We start from the raw sequence: 15,898 nt of genomic DNA, 5'->3' as shown, positions 1-15,898 counted from the left end.
GAAACTCATTCGCTTTCAACCAACTTTTTTAGCACAGACTTGGTGAGTGATTGTTTGGTGCTGAAGAAGTCTTTCCAGGGATCGACCTTCAGTTTGGCTAAACGGTCGAGGACGTTCCGCACGTTGTACTGGTCGGGGCGGAGTCGTGCGGTGAGTTCTTCCCAGGCGAGCGGCGTCGCGACCGGAGCGCCGGCGCGGGCCCGGGTCGAGTAGCTGGCGATCGACGTGGCCCCTTCGGCGTTGCGGAGGTAGTCGACGTAAACTTTGCCGTGCCGTTTGGCTTTGCTCGAGGTGGCGATGTAGTCATCCGGACTATCGGCGGCCATGCGGTCGGCGATCAGGTGCGAGAACTCTTTGATGTCGTCCCACGATTGACGGCGTGTGAGTGGGACCACCACGTGCAGACCTTTGCCACCCGTGGTGCGAAGAAACATCTCGAACTCGAGACTGGCGAGCCGCGTGCGAAGCTCTTTGGCACCGGCGACGACCTGCTTCCATTCGGCCCCTTCGCCCGGGTCGAGATCGAACACCATCCAGTCGGGTCGATCGAGCCGATCGGTGCGGCAGCCCCACGGGTGGAATTCGAGCGTGCCGAACTGCACCAGGGCCACGAGTCCCTGGGCGGAATCGACGGTGAGGTACTCGGCGGTGCCGTTGTCTTCTTGGATTTCCACACGGCCGATCGTATCGGGTAGTCCCTCGCCCGCGTGCTTCTGGTAGAAGCATTGTTTGCCGCGGCCCTGAGGACAGCGCACCACCGTGAGTGGGCGGTCGGCGACGTAGGGAAGCATCCAATCGGCGATGGCCGCGTAGTACTCGGCGAGTTCGAGCTTAGTGATGTCAGCGTCGGGATACACAACGCGATCGCCACTGCTGATTCGCACGCCGGCCACCAAGGAGTCGCCGCTATGTTTCTTGGTCTTCATGGAACTCTTCTTTGCCCCGTCGGTCGGTGAGCTACTGGGTTGCTCGCGAATGACGGAAGTTGCGACCTTGTCCTCGCGGAGCCCTTTGAACGAAGGATGCCTCAAGGCTCCGTCGTTGGTCCACTCGGTGAATTCGACTTCGCATACTAACGTCGGCTCCACCCAGTGCACGCCGCGTGCCATGGTGCCCTTGGGTGGATTGGTGAAGGGAGCCTTGCGAGTTGCTAGGGCCTGCAGTTTGTCGTGAACTTCCTCCAGCGACTCGCGCGTGAATCCCGTGCCAACGCGGCCACTGTAAACGAGTTCGCCGTCGTCGTAATGCCCCAGCAGCAAGGCCCCGAAGCCGATCCGCGAACCGCTGGGCTTGGTCCAGCCACCGATCACCATCTCCTGGCGTTTGAGGCATTTGTACTTCACCCAGCTTTTCGAACGTCGCTGTTCGTAGGGGGCGCTGGCTCGCTTCGAGATGATGCCTTCGAGCGAATGCTGGCAGGCGTGCTGGATTACCCCGGAGCCGTCGCCGCGGATGTGATCGCTATAGCGGAGCACTCCATCGGCAGGAGCGGTGCTGAGTAGTTGCTGAAGGATCTCCTTGCGATCGATGAGCGCGGCACCGGTGAGGTTGTAGCCGTCGGCGTAAGGGACGTCGAAGGCGTAGTAGTGCACCGCTTTGCTTTCGCCAGAGCGGAGGACATTTTGCAAGGCTTGAAAGTCGCTCGCCCCTTGGGCGTCGAGCACCACGGCTTCGCCATCGAGCAGCGTCGCGTGCAATTGAAGTTTGGCGAGCGCGTCGCGAATGGTCGGGAACCGATGCGTCCAGTCCTCGCCACGGCGGGTAAACAGGGTAACGCGATCGCCCTCGCAGGCGGCCAGCAGACGATAACCATCGAATTTCAGCTCGTGGAACCAGTCGTCGCCCGAAGGGGCGGTGGTGACGAGCGTGGCCAATTGCGGCTTGAACGACTTGGGCAGCCGACCTTTCTTCACGCCTTGGATCGTTGAGAGCTCAAGCTCATTCGGCTGCGTCTTCGTGGTCTCCGCTGGTTTGCGGCTCGTGGGTTTGCGCTTCGCTTTCGACACTTTGCTATTCCGCACCTTGTCTTTGCTACCAGCGATCTGCTCAAGCGAGCGGCGGCTGACGACGCTCTTGGTGTGCTTCTCAACGAAACCGTACGCATCGCCCGGCTTGGCGAACTTGTCGTCTTTCTTGATCAGCAGCCAGTTGGTGCCGTCATCTTTCCGGGTGCGCATGCGGACGAGCGTCCACTCGCCGTGCAGTTTGTCGCCATCCAAAGTGAACGACAGCTTGCCCTTCTTGAGTCCAGCGAGGGGGTCGCCTTCGGGTGTCCAGGTACCTTGGTCCCAGACCATGACGGTGCCGCCCCCGTACTGCCCATGGGGAATGATGCCTTCGAACGAGGCGTAGTCGAGCGGGTGGTCTTCGACCTCGACCGCGAGAGATTTCTCGGCAGGGTCGAGGCTCGGTCCTTTCGGCACCGCCCAACTTTTGAGGACGCCATCGAGTTCGAGACGGAAGTCGTAGTGCAATCGACTCGCTGCGTGTTTCTGGACGACGAAACCAAGCGTTTGGGAGGTCGTCTCGCCACGCTGGCCCGCGGGCTCGGGGGTGCGGCGAAAGTTGCGTTTCTCGCGGTAGGTGGTGAGCGTCATGGGAGTGTGGAGGGTGCTGGAATCGCGCACGGCATTGCGTTTGCAGAAGTGCTAGCACAACCCGTGCCGCGAGGAATTGAGCGAGAAGGAGCGACCAAGATGGAAAACGCCGCCAACGAACTGGACCCCGCGAGATCAAGCTGGCTGCTGGAGGGCCAGGAGCATTGCGTGTTTTGTGGTCACGCCTACGTGCTGGAAATGGAATGCCGATGCATCGACTGCGACCACCCAATTTGCCCCGGCTGCGTGCTGGAGATCACCGCGGTGAGTGGCGTGTTTTGTGCCGAGTGTCATGCGATCCGTCAGCAAGACGGAAAAGAAAACCGTGGAGGAGAAAACAAATGGCCGCCAGGGCGATGTGGAAAGGGACGCTCGCGTGCGGCGAGCTGGAAGTTCCGGTGAAACTGTACTCGGCGATTGAGGACCGTAACATCCATTTCCACTTGCTGCACGAGGAGGATCTCACACGGGTAGAGCAGCGGATGGTGCACCCCGACACGGACGAAACCATTCCCTATTCCGCGACGCGTCGAGGGCTGCAATTGAGTGAGAAACGCTTTGTGATGCTCGAGCAGGAGGAGCTTGAAGAACTAGAGCCCGACGCATCGCGCGAGATCACGCTTGAAGCGTTTCTGCCAGAGGGGGAAGTGGACCATGGTTGGTACGATCGGCCCTACTACCTGGGCCCCGATGGCGACACGGGTGAGTACTTCGCTCTGGCCGAATCGCTCGCGGCCACCGAGCGACAGGCCATTGCGCGGTGGGTGATGCGAGGCAAGCGGTACGTCGGGACGCTGATCGAGCAGGAAGGGTATCTGATGCTGATCACGCTGAGGCACGAGGGCGAGGTGCTGAACTCCGCCGAGCTCTCGCCTCCCACCGGTCGCGAGCTGCCGGCGAAAGAGCGCAAGCTCGCTGAGCAGTTGGTCGAGGCGCTCGAAGAGAAGCAATTTCATCCCGACGCGTATCACGACACGTATCGCGAAGCGCTTGAAAAGTTGATCGCGAAAAAGGCGAGGGGGGAGACGATTGAAGTGGAAGAACGCAAAGCGCCGGCAGAATCGGGCTCGCTCGCCAAGAGCTTGGAAGCCAGCCTGAAGGCGATGCGGCGACGATCACAATGAGCCTGGCACGATGATCACGGCACGATGAGCAAGACAAAATCAAAAACGAAAGCGAAACAGCCAGCCAAAGAGGCGAAGAAGTCGCGTCCGCAGTTACATCGACCTTTTTGGTCGGGGACGCTGACGTTCGGCCTCGTAAACGTGCCGGTTGAGTTGTTCCCCGGAACGCGTACATCGCGGGTAGCGCTGCGGATGCTGGCCCCCGATGGCACCCCGCTGGCCCGGCGGTTCCACTGCCCAGAGGATGATATCGATGTGCCGATGGACGAACTGCTACGCGGCTACAAGCTAGATAGTGGCGACTACGTGGTGGTGAGCGACGAAGAGCTCGATGCGGCGTCGCCCGAAAAGAGCCGGGAGATTGATCTGCAGCAATTCGTCGGCATCGAGCAGATTCCGCCGCGGTTGTTCGAGCGTACCTACTACCTGACGCCCGCCGGCGATTCGAACAAAGCGTACCGGCTACTCGCGCAAGCGATGGAGCAAACCAACCTCGCCGGCATCGCGACGTTTGTGATGCGTGGTAAGGAGTATTTGGTGGCAATCTTGTCGCAGGGTGGAATTCTGCGTGCCGTCACGCTTCGCTTCGGCGACGAGATCCGCATGCCCGAGGACATTGGCCTTCCGAAGGTGAAAAAGGGAGACGCCAAGGCGAAAGCGAAATTCACGAAGATCATTAAAACGCACGCCGTGAAGGACTTGGCGTCGATTGATCTCAGCGATGAATACGCGAAACTCGTGGAGCAACTCGCAAAGCGCAAACGGCGCAACCACGACAACGTCATCACCGTCGATGACTCCGCAGAGGCAGAGGAAGATACGGCCGAGACGAGCGAAAGCGTCGACTTGCTCGAGACCATTCGTCAGAGCCTCGCTTCGGCGAAGAAGCAAAGTTCTTCGGATGGCAACGGGAAGGCCGGCACCAACGACACGCTGGCTGACTTGTCGAAAGACGAGCTCTACGAACGCGCGCAGACGCTCGACATTGCCGGTCGTAGTTCGATGAGCAAGAAAGAACTGCTGCGCGCCGTGGCGTCGAGTTCGGATTAATACAGAAGCAGCATCACCGGCGGTGTCGCCGGTGATGCGCTGCTGAGTTTAACTAGGCCTTGGGGCCGCTCGGCTTGCGTCCCTGGCCACCGGGCTTGGGTCCGCCGAAGCGTTTGCCGCCACCCGGCTTGGGGCCACCCGACTTCGCCTTGAAGCCACCGGCACCCTTGGGTCGGCGGGGCTTGGCGGGGCGGGCAGCGGTTGCGGCGCCTTCGCCCGTGCCTTCGAGGCGTGGGGCATCGGTGATGCCGGCGGCGTACGTCGTCGCGCGATAGCTGCCGTGAGCCTTCTTGCCGTTGGGACCGAATTTGGCGAACTCGCCACGCTTGGGGCCGAACTTCTTCGGGCCGGGCTTACGCGGTGCTTCGCTGGTTCCTTCGCCTTGAGCGTCGCGATTGCTCGCACCCTCTTGGCCGTTGCCGTTAGCTTGGCCGGTCACAATGCCGTGGCCGAAAGCTGGCTTACTGGCACGCTTGGGGGCTCCCGGCTTGGGCGAGTTGTACTTGGCCGGGCCCTGGTTGGACGCTCCAGGCTTCGGACCACCTTCGCTCTTGCCGTTGTACCGAGCACCGGCGGGCTTGGACCCTGTGGGCTTGGGACCGGGGCGGCGACCACGGCCGTTCTTCGGTCCACGTCCGGGGGCATCGTCGCGACGCATTGGTTCGGCGGGGCGATCGAAACCATCCACGGCATCTTCCAGCGGCAGGCGAAACTTCACGTGCCGCTCGATTTGCGAAAGCAAATTGCGCTCGTCACCCGCACAGAACGAGATGGCCACGCCCGAGGCTCCGGCACGCGCTGTGCGGCCGATGCGGTGGACGTAGGTCTCAGGTGTTTCCGGTAGGTCGTAGTTGACGATGTGCGACACCGCCGGAATGTCCAGGCCGCGGGCAGCGATGTCGGTTGCCACGAGCACGGGCGGGTTCTTGCCCTTGAACTGCTCGAGCGAACGAGTCCGTGCACCCTGGCTCTTGTTGCCATGAATTGCAACGGCACGCAGGCCGGCACGCTCCAGACGCTGGACGATCTTGTCGGCACCGTGCTTGGTGCGGCTGAAGACCATGGTCCGGGCGCGAGGAGTCTCGTTGAGGTACCACGCGAGGAAGTCGGGCTTCTGCTTTTTCTCGACTAGGTGAACGCTCTGTGAGATGCGCTCGACGGGGGTTTCGATGGAACCAATCTGCACGTTCACGGGGCTCTTAAGCCAGCCGTCGGCGAGTTGGCGAATCGCCGGGGGCATGGTGGCCGAGAACAGCAGTGTCTGACGCTCTTCCGGGACCGCGGAGATGATCCGCTTGATGTCGGGCATGAAGCCCATGTCCATCATCTGATCGGCTTCGTCGAGTACCAGGATTTCGATGTTCGACAGGTCGATGTGACCTTGGTTCATCAGGTCGAGCAATCGGCCTGGCGTTGCCACGAGGCAGTCGATACCGGCCCGCAGCGTTTTGACCTGCGGCACCTGCGACACGCCACCGAAGATCGTTCCGTGACGCAGCGGCGTGTGACGGCCGTACTTCTTGAGGCTTTCGAAGATCTGCGAAGCGAGTTCGCGAGTCGGCGAGAGCACCAGGGCGCGAAGCATGCAGGGACGCGTGGGGGGACCACGGCGGCCAGGGCGCTGCGAGCGAGCGGGTTGTTGCTCGGGCTTCGGTGGCAAGGTCTGCCATAGCCGCTGGAGCATGGGAAGCGTGAAGGCCGCGGTCTTACCGGTGCCGGTTTGCGCGCAGCCCACCAGATCGCGACCAGCGAGGATCGCGGGGATGGCTTCGGCTTGAATGGGGGTCGCGTCGGTGTAACCGAGGTGGTTAATGGCGCGGAGCAGGGGTTCGGCGAGGCCGAGTTCACTAAAATTCAACATCCAACAATTCTTTCGTAGACGGTCTCCGCAACGCGCGAGGGCCATGTAAAGCCCGGCGACGCAATGGTAGCCGTAGTGGTGCCTTCGACGTGCGAATTAGCTCGGACCGAGGGCATTGCCGTGGTGATGGCCTTGTCACTCCACCGGGCGCGAAACCCAGGGGAGGGAGAGCCGAACTTCGCATGGAAGCTGGCAGGAGCCGACGTACACGGTACGAGGGCCAAGGCCTTAAGGGGCAAGAAAATCAGTCGCGGTCGAGAGGCAACCGGCTAAGTGCCAAAACAAACGGCACAGCCAGGAGGGAAACATCGAGCTTGAGCGATCAAACCGGCCCCCGTTTGAGGGTCGCGGTAAGTCTCACACCTTAGGTTAATGAGCAGAAGTATAGCCCAAGAAAGCCGGCTGGCAAGGGCATCTTAGCGGAAAGATGCCAATTTTGCTCATGACCCGCGATTAGCTGGGCTGTTTACGCATTTCGTCGTAGCCAGCCATGGTCAGAGAATAGGCCCCGCGGAAGGACTCGCGATTGAGAAAGTCCTTTTGCGTGAGGCTTTCGAGGGCCTCGGACTTTTGGTCGAGGTCGGGCCCGCAGAAGCAAAGCATCTTATTGGGGGTCATGAGGTACGTGCGGAAGGCCTTGAGGACCTGTTGCTCAGTGGTCGAGAGCATCGTTCGCTCCTTATTGAACGAAAGGGAAGCCAGAGCGATTGTGAAGGCGCGCCACTAGCCGCGAGCAAAGGATGCTCGCGGCTAGTTCGCTGTGCCAACATGATGTAACGGACGTTTGGGGTCCAGGGCTTAGTAGCGACCGCCGCCACCACCGCCGCCGTAACCACCGCCACCGCCACCGCGGCCGCCGCGACCACCGCCGCCGCCGCCACCACCGCCGTAGCCACCGCCACCGCTTCGGCCACCGCCGTAGCCGCGACCGCCGCCACCACCACCGCCGCCGTAGCCGCCGCCACCGCCACGACTTTCGCGTGGCTTAGCTTCGTTGACGGTCAGGGGGCGACCGTTGTGCATGGCCTCGTTGAGACCATCGATAGCCGCTTGGGCTTCCGCATCGGTGCCCATTTCGACAAAGCCAAAGCCCTTGCTGCGACCGGTGTCGCGATCGGTAACGACTTGGGCGTCGCGAACCTCACCGAACTGACCGAACAGTTGTTCGAGATCGGCAGTCGACACTTCGTAGCTGAGGTTGCCGCAATACAGTTTCTTACCCACGTGAAATACTCCACTCCACAGAACACGGGGCATGCGAATGCCACGCCCCAAACACAACCGTCGACGAACCGAACGGACAAGGTGGACGGGCGAAAGAGCTTTGGGCTTGGAGCACTGTAGCGCTAGAAGCGGAGTTACGTTCGTCTGACCAACCGCTAGCTAGTATACGGGTGCGCCAGTCGCGGCGATAGTCTAGCCTGAGATTTTACAAGGCCCATTTAGGCCGCACGCGAATCGCGATACTCCACCGATTTCGGTGAGGTAAACGGGGTAAAGTTGGCCGTTCCGGTCAGTTGGGCCTGCGCTTTCAGGTCGAGCGCGTCCATCGATGCCTGTACCAGATCGACGTACTTGGACAATTCCTCAGAATTGAGGTCGGGAGGGACCGAAATTGGCGCGCCACCGACGATCACCAGCTTGGAAAATGGCTTGGGAATCACGAGGCACGACCAGCTTCCCTTCCACTTCCAGCACCGCGAGCAGGCAAAACCTGTAGTCACGATGGATCGGCCACTTCGCGACGCTAGGTAGACAATTCCGGGGCTCACTTTGCGATTAGGCCCACGCGGACCGTCCGGCGTAATCACCAAGTGCCGGGTTTCGAGCGTCCGAAACAGCTCGCGTAGAGTGCCCGTGCGAATCTTGTTGGTCGAACCCCGCACGGTCGGCACGTTGCGAAGCGTGAGCACTGCGGCGACGAACGAACCATCGTAGTGGCTGCTTGTCAGCCCCGTGCTGAAGGGCTGCCACCCGGCGAAGACCGGTAGAACCATCGAGTCGTGCCAGAGCGAAAACAGGTACCGCTGGCGGCAATTGGGATCGTAGGGACTTGTGTCGTGCCCGTCCGTGTCGAGCCGAATGCGCAAGGTGCGAAACAGCAACCAAATCACGGACGTGAACGTGATTGCAATGAACCAGTTAACGGCAGGAGACTTGATCTTCAGGGGACACTCGTCGGTCGGCGGAAGGTGCACAGCGTGGAACGTGCAAGGTTACGAACAGGCCGAAGGAAACACAAGGTCAAGCCGCTGCCACTAGCATGCGCAAACTAGGTAACCTTGGTTGCCTGAAAGCGGTCGCCCTCGAGATGCGTGGCGTAGAGCACAACGCGGCCGCTGCGGAAGTTGGGGCGGAGTTTTTTCTCCACCCACACGGTGCCGTGCTTGATGGGTTGATCGGAAAGGACATTGCGGACTTCGCCGATGCCCCGCGAATGGATTTCATCGATGGTGAGCTCGCCGCACGCGTCAAGCAGGTCACCGGGGAGCGTGGTGCCGGGCTCGCCTTCGAGGTGCACGATGCGGCCGTCGTTCTGTGTGGTCATCAATCCGACGGCGGCGAGCGCACCGATCACGCCATCTTCGGTCCCGGCGAGACCTCGAAGCAGAATGTTGTGCTCAGCCGCCAAGTCGCGTGCGGCGGATTGAGTGAGAAGTTCGCGCTGGGCCCGGAGGCCCCATTCGACCACAGACTGCGGAATGTTGGCGGTTTCGATGACGCAGAGACCGGGGTCGCTACCCTCCGGGATCCAGTCGAGCATGATTGCAGTGATCTGGTCGGCGAGCTCTACGCAAGTAAGCGGGCGAAGCGGTTCGAACAAGATCGAAGCGCATCCGTTCTTGCGGGTACACGGCACGCGGGGATCCTGGAGCAACTGATGTCGCAGGACACGCCGAGCTAGAACGTCGGAGGCAAGGACAACTGCGAGGTGCCGCGCGAGCTGGTTGGTGCCCGGCGTGTCGAGCATGTCGGTATCGTCGATGCCGACTGCAATCATCGACCCGCTTCCAATCTTGGGTTTGGCGCCGATCGAGACTTGAACCAGACCGCGGCGCTTGCAAGTCCAGCGATGGCACCACACAGGGCAAAGGTCACGAGCGCCATGGGCCAGAAGTCGAAAAAGTTGTGGGCCACACCTCCGCCACCACCGCCTCCCATACCCATTCCTCCGCCACCACCCATCCCACGGCCGGAACCAGCCCCAGCAAGCAGCAGGGCGGCCGTCATGCGGACACCCCAGGCAAGCAGATTCGCCGCCATGCCTGCGAGCGCGAGTCGGAGGTACAACCGCCAGCCGGTGGGTTCGCCGCGAAGCGCGACGTCGATCGCAGGGCCGAGCGCCAGCATACCCGTGACGGCGGCGGCTTGCAGGTTGCCAATTGAACCAAAGTAAAAGACACCGACTGCGGCGAGGGCACCAAGGCTCATCACTCCGCCAGCCGAACGACGAGGCACTAGCGCCAGTCCGGCGACCATCGGTAGCGCGGCGCGAAGGATGGCGTGTCCCGGTATTCGTAGCGGCACCGTCACCAGCGCCACGGCCATCGCCGCGAGCACGCCGCATGCGAAGAGGATCGCCAGCTCGCGAGTGTTGATTGAGTCGCGCGTGCCGACGATTCGACCGAGGCGGCTGGCTTGTTCGAGATTCGTGGCCTTGGCGAACAAAGGGGGTGGACTCCGCGCGGGATGCGTGACGTTTGACAGGCAGCCTACATTGTGGGGATACTTACGGCCGTTGTGCAAGAACCAGCGTGCGGGTATTCGGACGCGGAGGTTGCTTCAAGTGCCGGGTTTTTTCGCGCATGTCGACCACGTCACCACGCCCATCGATTTTGCCACGCAGGTTCGTGCCGGGCGGTTTCACGTTGGTAGAACTGCTGGTCGTAGTGGCGATCATTGGCGTGCTAGTCGGGCTGCTATTTCCGGCGGTGCAGGCGGCACGCGAGTCGGCGCGTCGTTCCAGCTGTGCCAACCATCTACACCAACTCGGCCTCGCCGCGCAGTCGTACGTCGCTACAACGGGGCACTTCCCCGCAGGTGTCGAACAACGTTACTTCGATGCACCCGTTTCGCGGCGTGGAGTTGGGCTGTTCGTGCGTTTGATGCCTTATCTCGAAGGCCAGACGATGGTCGACGGCTGGAATGAGGTAGATCCGCTTCAAAATACGGTGGGGGGCCTGGATGCGCGGACTGCGGTCATCGTGCCCACACTTCTATGCCCATCCGATGCCGTGCCGACGATTCCCGTGACGGCCCAGCCGCATGGCTGGCGGCAGGCCCTGACGAGCTATGGCGGCAACGGCGGCACGCGGTGCCACTTCGCCGACAAAGCTACCGTTGACGGAATGTTCCATACCACCGGCGATGCCTCCGAACCGCGTCCGGGGCAGAAGCCGGTCCGCTCCGCGCAAGTGACCGATGGCCTAAGCCACACGCTCCTGTACGGAGAACGGTCGCACTCGGACCCGAGCTTTGAAGCGCAAGTAGCGACACGAGGTGGCGATTCGCTGGCCACTTGGGGTTGGTGGGCTCCATCAGGGAGTCGCAAGATGATTGGCCACATCACGCTGGCTACCAGCGTAACGATCAACTACGAGATTCCTTCCGATGTCTCGGCGGCGGACTACGCGGAGCTCGCTGAGCAGCGACTCACCGCCTATGGCAGTGCCCACCCAGGCGGTGCGAACTTCGGAATGGGGGATGGCAGCGTCCACTATCTCAGCGACGAACTCTCCCTCGACGTGCTGCGAGCCCTTGGCACTCGCGCCGCGAATGACGCCATAGACGTGGCTCGCTGAACGGTGCTAGCGTGCGTGGTCGTCTCAAGTGCGGACGCGATTCTCAAAACGAGACCGCTCGTGGCAAGCACTCTCGTGCCAGCAATAACGGATGGCGGTCAATACGAACCGAATGTCTAGTCGGTTTTGCGATCTTTAGTCGAAGTTGCCAGATTTTCTGTTTTTGGCACCGAGGTTGCATTAATGCATCATCACTCAACGCGAGTTTAGCTCTACCGCAGAGCCCCGCATACCGGCAAGCGTCAGAACGGAAACAAGGAGATTCGACATGCTCGTACTCAGCAGGAAAGCTGGCCAACGTATTCATCTAGGCGACGACATCGTTGTGGAGATTCGCCGCGTAGCGGGAAATCGTGTGACGATCGCCCTGGAGGCCCCTCGTGACGTACGCATTCTGCGTGGCGAGCTTCAGGAATCGGCAACCGATTTCGAAGACGACGAAGCCGAAACCTACCCCGTTTCGCGCGGTATCGCGCCACGCTTCGCCGGTTTGACGACGCACCTTACTACGAGCGAAATGGTTGGCTAACAGCCAATTCGCCGATCAAAAGCCTGCCAATTTGGCCGATTGCTGACCAAATGGGTGAGGCTAGTTAACGCTATCAACGCAAGCGGCCGCCTGCCGAATTCGGGGAAGCAGGCGGCCGCTTTGCTGCGCGCGTGCATCCCAGATCGCGACACGGGACCACAAGGGGGGAATCCGCAGATTCGCGTTGACCAATAGGTGGTAGCACTCTATCCTTGCCGCGCTGGCAAACGCTAGTTTCCCCGTAATTTTCACCGCATGGATGGATCCATGCTCGATGCCGCCAGGACGACGCAAGCTCCCAGTTTTGCCTTAGGCCGAACTTTGCCTGAGCGTGCGCGTTGGACGCACTGGCCTTGCCGCGTCGCAACGTTGCTTGTGCTCGTCGTGGTCACGGGATGCGCTTCGTCGAATAATCGATGGGTGTCCGTCCGAGGTACACCACGCAACCCGTTGGAGTCGACGCTTCATTTAGTTTCGTGGGGAGGTCCCAAGCCGACCGATCGCACGTCGCAGGTCCTACGCCGTTTCGATTTGGAATCGCTGCTGGAGAAAGACCTCTCCGCCACCATCACGCGACTTCAGCAACTGCAGGAGTCGGCCGACGATCGCGAGATTCAGTACTCCATCGCCGAGCTTGCTTACATCGCCGGGAAAAAGGCCGAGCCAACGCAGAAGGCGGAGGCGCTTTCGTACTACGGCACGTCGCTCATTCACGCTTATGACTATCTGTTCGACGAGCGTCACGCGGGAACATTGAATCCGTACGACCCGCAGTTCCGTGGGGCGTGCGACTTGTACAATCAGTCGCTGGAAGCGACGCTGCGAATAGTCCAGGCCGATGGCACGCTACGTCCCGGCACGCAAGGGACCGTTCGTACGCTTGGCCATCAGTGCACGTTCGACGTGGTGATGTACTGCAGCGGTTGGCACGCCGAGGACTTCGACAACTTCAAGTTCGTCAGCGATTACCAGCTCGCGGGCCTGCGAAACCACTACCATACCTACGGACTTGGTGTACCGATCATTGCCGAGCGTCGTAGTCACGAAGGAGAGGACAGCGTTGAGAAGTTCTATCCCGACAAGCTGACGTTCCCCCTCACGGCGTTCTTGCGCATCGATCGCCCTCAAAGCACGGACGGAGGCAAATCAACGCCCAAGTTTGTGCTGGAACTGCACGACCCGCTCGCGCGGCAAGCGCTCGCAGTCAACAACTTGCAGGTGCCGCTAGAGTCGGACCTCAGCACGCCCCTCGCGTACTTTCTAAACCAGCCCGATCTGAACATCGAGAAAGCCTCGACACTGGGCCTCATCAACCCGGGCGCGGTCGAAAGCATGCAGGGCCTCTACATGCTCGAACCCTACGACCCGAAGAAGATGCCGGTCGTTATGGTGCACGGGCTGTGGTCGAGCCCCGTGACGTGGATGGAAATGTTCAACGACCTGCGGAGTGATCCGTACGTCCGCCAGCACTACCAGTTCTGGTTCTACCTCTATCCCACCGGGCAACCATTCTGGATCAGTGCGGCGCAAATGCGGCGCGACATGGCGCAGGCGCGAACCATCATCGACCCCGAGCAATCGTCCCCGGCGCTCGACCAAATGGTGCTGGTCGGTCATAGCATGGGTGGCCTGGTATCGAAGCTCCAGAGTATCGATAGCGGCGACCAGTTTTGGGCCACGATGAGCGACAAGCCCTTCGACGAGATCCAGGCCGATCCGCAGTTGAAGCAGGAGATTCGGCAGGCGTTCTTCTTCCAGCCCAATCCTTCGGTCCGGCGCGTAGTAACGCTCGGCACGCCTCATGGCGGAAGCAAGTTCGCCAACGACCTAACGCAGTTCGCCGGCAACCAGTTGATTCGCCTGCCGATGAAGATGCTCGCCAGCCGGCAAGCATTGCTACGCGACAATCAAGGTTTCTTCCGCCCCGACGCGCCGCTGGATATCCGGACGAGCTTGGACTCGCTCGATCCCGAGTCGGTACTGCTAACGAAACTGCGCAGTGCCGAACCAGGTCCTTGGGTCAGTTATCACAACATCGCCGGCCGCCAGCCACAAAGTGGCTTCAGCAGTTGGGTCAGCAAGGAAGGTGACGGGGTCGTGTCGCTTGATAGCGCGCGGCTCGATGGCCTGCCGAACGTGAAATCGCAACTGGTCGTAGAGGCCGAGCATATGGGTGTGCATCGACATCCGCAGAGCGTGCTGGAGGTCCGGCGAATTCTGTTTGAGCAACTTACGGAGCTCGAACGTTTCCCGATGCCGGGCGACCAAGTGATGGTCGCCTCGGCCGAAACGACTGCGGAAGTTACTCCAGAGGTGCTAACGCCCACGGAGCCTTTGCCCGGCGAGGCACCCCGCACGGCGACCTCGCCCCTGATGCCGACGCTAGGTCCGCACTCAGGTACTCCGGCTACTGCGATACCACGGCACCACTATTGATGAAACCGGCGAGCGGTCCACCACCGGTGGCGAGCGCGGGCAAAATAGCGGCGACTTGCGAGCGAGGAATACGAGTGTGAACCGTCTTGCTAATGACCGGCTCGCTCGCCTCTTCTTCGTGGTCGTTATCGAATGCGATTTCACCACGCAGGACTCGCATATGACCGGGGGCCTCGATACCCAGCCGGACAGCTTTGCCCTTGGTACGCAGGACGGTGATCACAATGTCGTCACCGATACGAATTTGTTCGTCAGACTTGCGTGTAAGAACCAACATCTCTGTCACTCCGTTTGTTGATGCCGAAGACAAGCTTGCTGCCAGCCATTGCTGGCAGTTTTGGGCCGGGCTGCTCCGCAGCTCGCAAGGCGAGTTCGACTGGTTCGGTCGATTCCCTCGCTTCCCGCCTTGTATTACGCACTCGCCGTGCCAAGGTTGGCGAGGAAGTTCTAAAATTTTGTTTCTCGCGAAATTGCCGTTGTTTCTCGACACTTTCAAAAGCTAGCATTCGCTAGCGGCCGGAAAGTCTTTGCAATTCCCTTGTAAGAATGGCAGTCAAGGCCAGTTCGGTTGGCCAAAATGGCACCGCATGCACTGCACAGCAACCAGCTGTCGTACCACCTTCGATGAAGAGACCCGCGTGCTATCGACGGGGTTCGGTGGGACGCGTCATTCGGTCGCGAAGCTCGGCTGCTAGCTCGTACTGCTCCTGGGCAATTGCCTCGGCAAGCTGCTTGCTGAGCGGCGGCTCGAGACCGTACTGCTCTTCGAGCGAGGTCTTCATCTCGCCAAGCCGCAGCAGGAACTCGTCCTCCGCCAGGTCCTGCTCGTCGGCACCTTGCGAACGATAGGAGTCGGCGATCAGCTTGCGTCCTTCCTCCAGTTCGCTCACGGCCGTCTGCGGATCAAGCAGCTCCAGCGCCGCTAGCGCGGCGGCCTGCGTGCGATGGAACAGCACGAAGGGACGATACTGCTCGTGCATTTCCGCCCACTCGGCGTGCGGAGCGTGTAAAGACGAGAAGTCCATCAGCTCGAGCGAATGATCGGCATCGGCGGCCGCTCGTTCGTAATCGCCCAGCGACAGCCATGCAATGCGGCGGTGGTAGAACTGCACGAACTCGCGATCGATCTCAACGCAGCGAGTGTCGTCGAGCTCGAATTCATCCCCTTCTTCCGCCAGTAGTTGGTGCAGGTGGTCGAGGTAGGTGTCGCAACCGCCCGGACGGTTGCCATCGGGGCGGCCCTTGGCTTCGAGCTGCAGGATGCCCATATCGATTCGCAATTGCACGACTTCCCGCCCATCGCGACCCTTCACCAAGCGCGCGGCGACATCGCCGAATTGGTAGGGCCATTCGTCAAAGAGATGGTCGAGGTGTTGGGGCCGTTTCGCCATTGCAGTCTCACAGGCTTCGAATCGTCGTTCGATACCAGGTTGCCCAAACCACCGGCTCCCCTGGCTTCGGTCAATTCTATGCAGAAACCTGCGATCTTGGCGAGCGCC

Annotated in this window: 15 protein-coding genes; 6 read left to right on the top strand and 9 right to left on the bottom strand. The window is 60.9% G+C overall.

Going from position 1 to position 15,898, the window contains the following annotated elements; genetic code table 11:
* Positions 1-5 precede the first annotated feature (5 nt).
* Positions 6-2,597 carry a DNA ligase D gene (ligD, locus tag SH292x_RS11050; protein ID WP_442485669.1) on the bottom strand — a complete coding sequence of 864 codons (2,592 nt, stop codon included), beginning with the start codon at positions 2,595-2,597 and terminating at the stop codon, positions 6-8.
* Positions 2,598-2,696: 99 nt separating this feature from the next.
* Here ligD and SH292x_RS11045 point away from each other — a divergent pair, with 99 nt between their 5' ends.
* Genes SH292x_RS11045 through ku (SH292x_RS11035) form a run of 3 tightly spaced genes read left to right on the top strand, consistent with a single transcriptional unit; the run spans position 2,697 to position 4,771 of the window.
* Positions 2,697-2,999, top strand: a complete 303-nt coding sequence (locus SH292x_RS11045; protein ID WP_442485668.1) for a hypothetical protein — start codon at positions 2,697-2,699, stop codon at positions 2,997-2,999.
* Positions 2,939-3,721 carry a non-homologous end joining protein Ku gene (ku, locus tag SH292x_RS11040; RefSeq protein ID WP_442485667.1) on the top strand — a complete coding sequence of 261 codons (783 nt, stop codon included), beginning with the start codon at positions 2,939-2,941 and terminating at the stop codon, positions 3,719-3,721. The genes SH292x_RS11045 and ku (SH292x_RS11040) overlap by 61 nt, the downstream gene beginning before the upstream one ends.
* A gap of 24 nt (positions 3,722-3,745) precedes the next feature.
* Positions 3,746-4,771 carry a non-homologous end joining protein Ku gene (gene ku / locus SH292x_RS11035; RefSeq protein ID WP_442485666.1) on the top strand — a complete coding sequence of 342 codons (1,026 nt, stop codon included), beginning with the start codon at positions 3,746-3,748 and terminating at the stop codon, positions 4,769-4,771.
* A 52-nt stretch (positions 4,772-4,823) separates the two neighbouring features.
* On the opposite strand, the gene SH292x_RS11030 is transcribed toward ku (SH292x_RS11035), so the two are convergent.
* From SH292x_RS11030 to SH292x_RS11005, 6 genes are all read right to left on the bottom strand, one after another.
* A complete protein-coding gene (locus SH292x_RS11030; protein WP_442485665.1) occupies positions 4,824-6,632 on the bottom strand; it encodes a DEAD/DEAH box helicase in 1,809 nt (602 codons plus the stop codon).
* A 453-nt stretch (positions 6,633-7,085) separates the two neighbouring features.
* Positions 7,086-7,301 carry a hypothetical protein gene (locus tag SH292x_RS11025; protein ID WP_442485664.1) on the bottom strand — a complete coding sequence of 72 codons (216 nt, stop codon included), beginning with the start codon at positions 7,299-7,301 and terminating at the stop codon, positions 7,086-7,088.
* A 129-nt stretch (positions 7,302-7,430) separates the two neighbouring features.
* Positions 7,431-7,856, bottom strand: a complete 426-nt coding sequence (locus tag SH292x_RS11020) for an RNA recognition motif domain-containing protein (RefSeq protein WP_442485663.1) — start codon at positions 7,854-7,856, stop codon at positions 7,431-7,433.
* Positions 7,857-8,074: 218 nt separating this feature from the next.
* Positions 8,075-8,830, bottom strand: coding sequence for a lysophospholipid acyltransferase family protein (locus SH292x_RS11015; RefSeq protein ID WP_442485662.1), 756 nt, complete (start codon positions 8,828-8,830; stop codon positions 8,075-8,077).
* A 74-nt stretch (positions 8,831-8,904) separates the two neighbouring features.
* Positions 8,905-9,633 (bottom strand): hypothetical protein, encoded by a 729-nt coding sequence (locus SH292x_RS11010; RefSeq protein WP_442485661.1) that lies wholly within the window; start codon positions 9,631-9,633, stop codon positions 8,905-8,907.
* Complete coding sequence (locus tag SH292x_RS11005; RefSeq protein ID WP_442485660.1) at positions 9,630-10,301, bottom strand: hypothetical protein; 672 nt, start codon at positions 10,299-10,301, stop codon at positions 9,630-9,632. The genes SH292x_RS11010 and SH292x_RS11005 overlap by 4 nt, the downstream gene beginning before the upstream one ends.
* A 137-nt stretch (positions 10,302-10,438) precedes the next feature.
* Here SH292x_RS11005 and SH292x_RS11000 point away from each other — a divergent pair, with 137 nt between their 5' ends.
* The 3 genes from SH292x_RS11000 to SH292x_RS10990 all read left to right on the top strand — a co-directional run bounded on the left by SH292x_RS11000 (position 10,439) and on the right by SH292x_RS10990 (position 14,399).
* A complete protein-coding gene (locus tag SH292x_RS11000) occupies positions 10,439-11,434 on the top strand; it encodes a DUF1559 domain-containing protein (RefSeq protein ID WP_442485659.1) in 996 nt (331 codons plus the stop codon).
* A 268-nt stretch (positions 11,435-11,702) separates the two neighbouring features.
* The gene (locus tag SH292x_RS10995) at positions 11,703-11,963 is read left to right on the top strand and encodes a carbon storage regulator (protein WP_442485658.1); all 261 of its coding nucleotides are present in this window, start codon (positions 11,703-11,705) and stop codon (positions 11,961-11,963) included.
* A gap of 420 nt (positions 11,964-12,383) precedes the next feature.
* Complete coding sequence (locus SH292x_RS10990; protein ID WP_442485657.1) at positions 12,384-14,399, top strand: esterase/lipase family protein; 2,016 nt, start codon at positions 12,384-12,386, stop codon at positions 14,397-14,399.
* Here SH292x_RS10990 and SH292x_RS10985 read toward each other — a convergent pair.
* Positions 14,371-14,676: a carbon storage regulator gene (locus tag SH292x_RS10985; RefSeq protein WP_442485656.1), complete on the bottom strand. Its 306-nt coding sequence runs from the start codon at positions 14,674-14,676 to the stop codon at positions 14,371-14,373. The genes SH292x_RS10990 and SH292x_RS10985 overlap by 29 nt on opposite strands.
* Positions 14,677-15,040: 364 nt before the next feature.
* The gene (locus SH292x_RS10980; RefSeq protein WP_442485655.1) at positions 15,041-15,790 is read right to left on the bottom strand and encodes a UvrB/UvrC motif-containing protein; all 750 of its coding nucleotides are present in this window, start codon (positions 15,788-15,790) and stop codon (positions 15,041-15,043) included.
* Between the last annotated feature and the right edge of the window lie 108 nt (positions 15,791-15,898).

The organism is Aeoliella fuhlenseeensis (assembly GCF_052161615.1).
Classification (GTDB): domain Bacteria; phylum Planctomycetota; class Planctomycetia; order Pirellulales; family Lacipirellulaceae; genus Aeoliella.
Note: the sequence above shows the minus strand (reverse complement) of the source record. Positions and strands in the feature narration are given on the sequence as shown.

Excerpts from the sequence above, each read along its gene's own strand:
- ligD (WP_442485669.1), bottom strand. The coding sequence starts at position 2,597 with ATGACGCTCACCACCTACCGCGAGAAACGCAACTTTCGCCGCACCCCC.
- SH292x_RS11045 (WP_442485668.1), top strand. The coding sequence starts at position 2,697 with ATGGAAAACGCCGCCAACGAACTGGACCCCGCGAGATCAAGCTGGCTG.
- ku (WP_442485667.1), top strand. The coding sequence starts at position 2,939 with ATGGCCGCCAGGGCGATGTGGAAAGGGACGCTCGCGTGCGGCGAGCTG.
- ku (WP_442485666.1), top strand. The coding sequence starts at position 3,746 with ATGAGCAAGACAAAATCAAAAACGAAAGCGAAACAGCCAGCCAAAGAG.
- SH292x_RS11030 (WP_442485665.1), bottom strand. The coding sequence starts at position 6,632 with ATGTTGAATTTTAGTGAACTCGGCCTCGCCGAACCCCTGCTCCGCGCC.
- SH292x_RS11025 (WP_442485664.1), bottom strand. The coding sequence starts at position 7,301 with ATGCTCTCGACCACTGAGCAACAGGTCCTCAAGGCCTTCCGCACGTAC.
- SH292x_RS11010 (WP_442485661.1), bottom strand. The coding sequence starts at position 9,633 with ATGATTGCAGTCGGCATCGACGATACCGACATGCTCGACACGCCGGGC.
- SH292x_RS11000 (WP_442485659.1), top strand. The coding sequence starts at position 10,439 with ATGTCGACCACGTCACCACGCCCATCGATTTTGCCACGCAGGTTCGTG.
- SH292x_RS10995 (WP_442485658.1), top strand. The coding sequence starts at position 11,703 with ATGCTCGTACTCAGCAGGAAAGCTGGCCAACGTATTCATCTAGGCGAC.
- SH292x_RS10985 (WP_442485656.1), bottom strand. The coding sequence starts at position 14,676 with ATGTTGGTTCTTACACGCAAGTCTGACGAACAAATTCGTATCGGTGAC.
- SH292x_RS10980 (WP_442485655.1), bottom strand. The coding sequence starts at position 15,790 with ATGGCGAAACGGCCCCAACACCTCGACCATCTCTTTGACGAATGGCCC.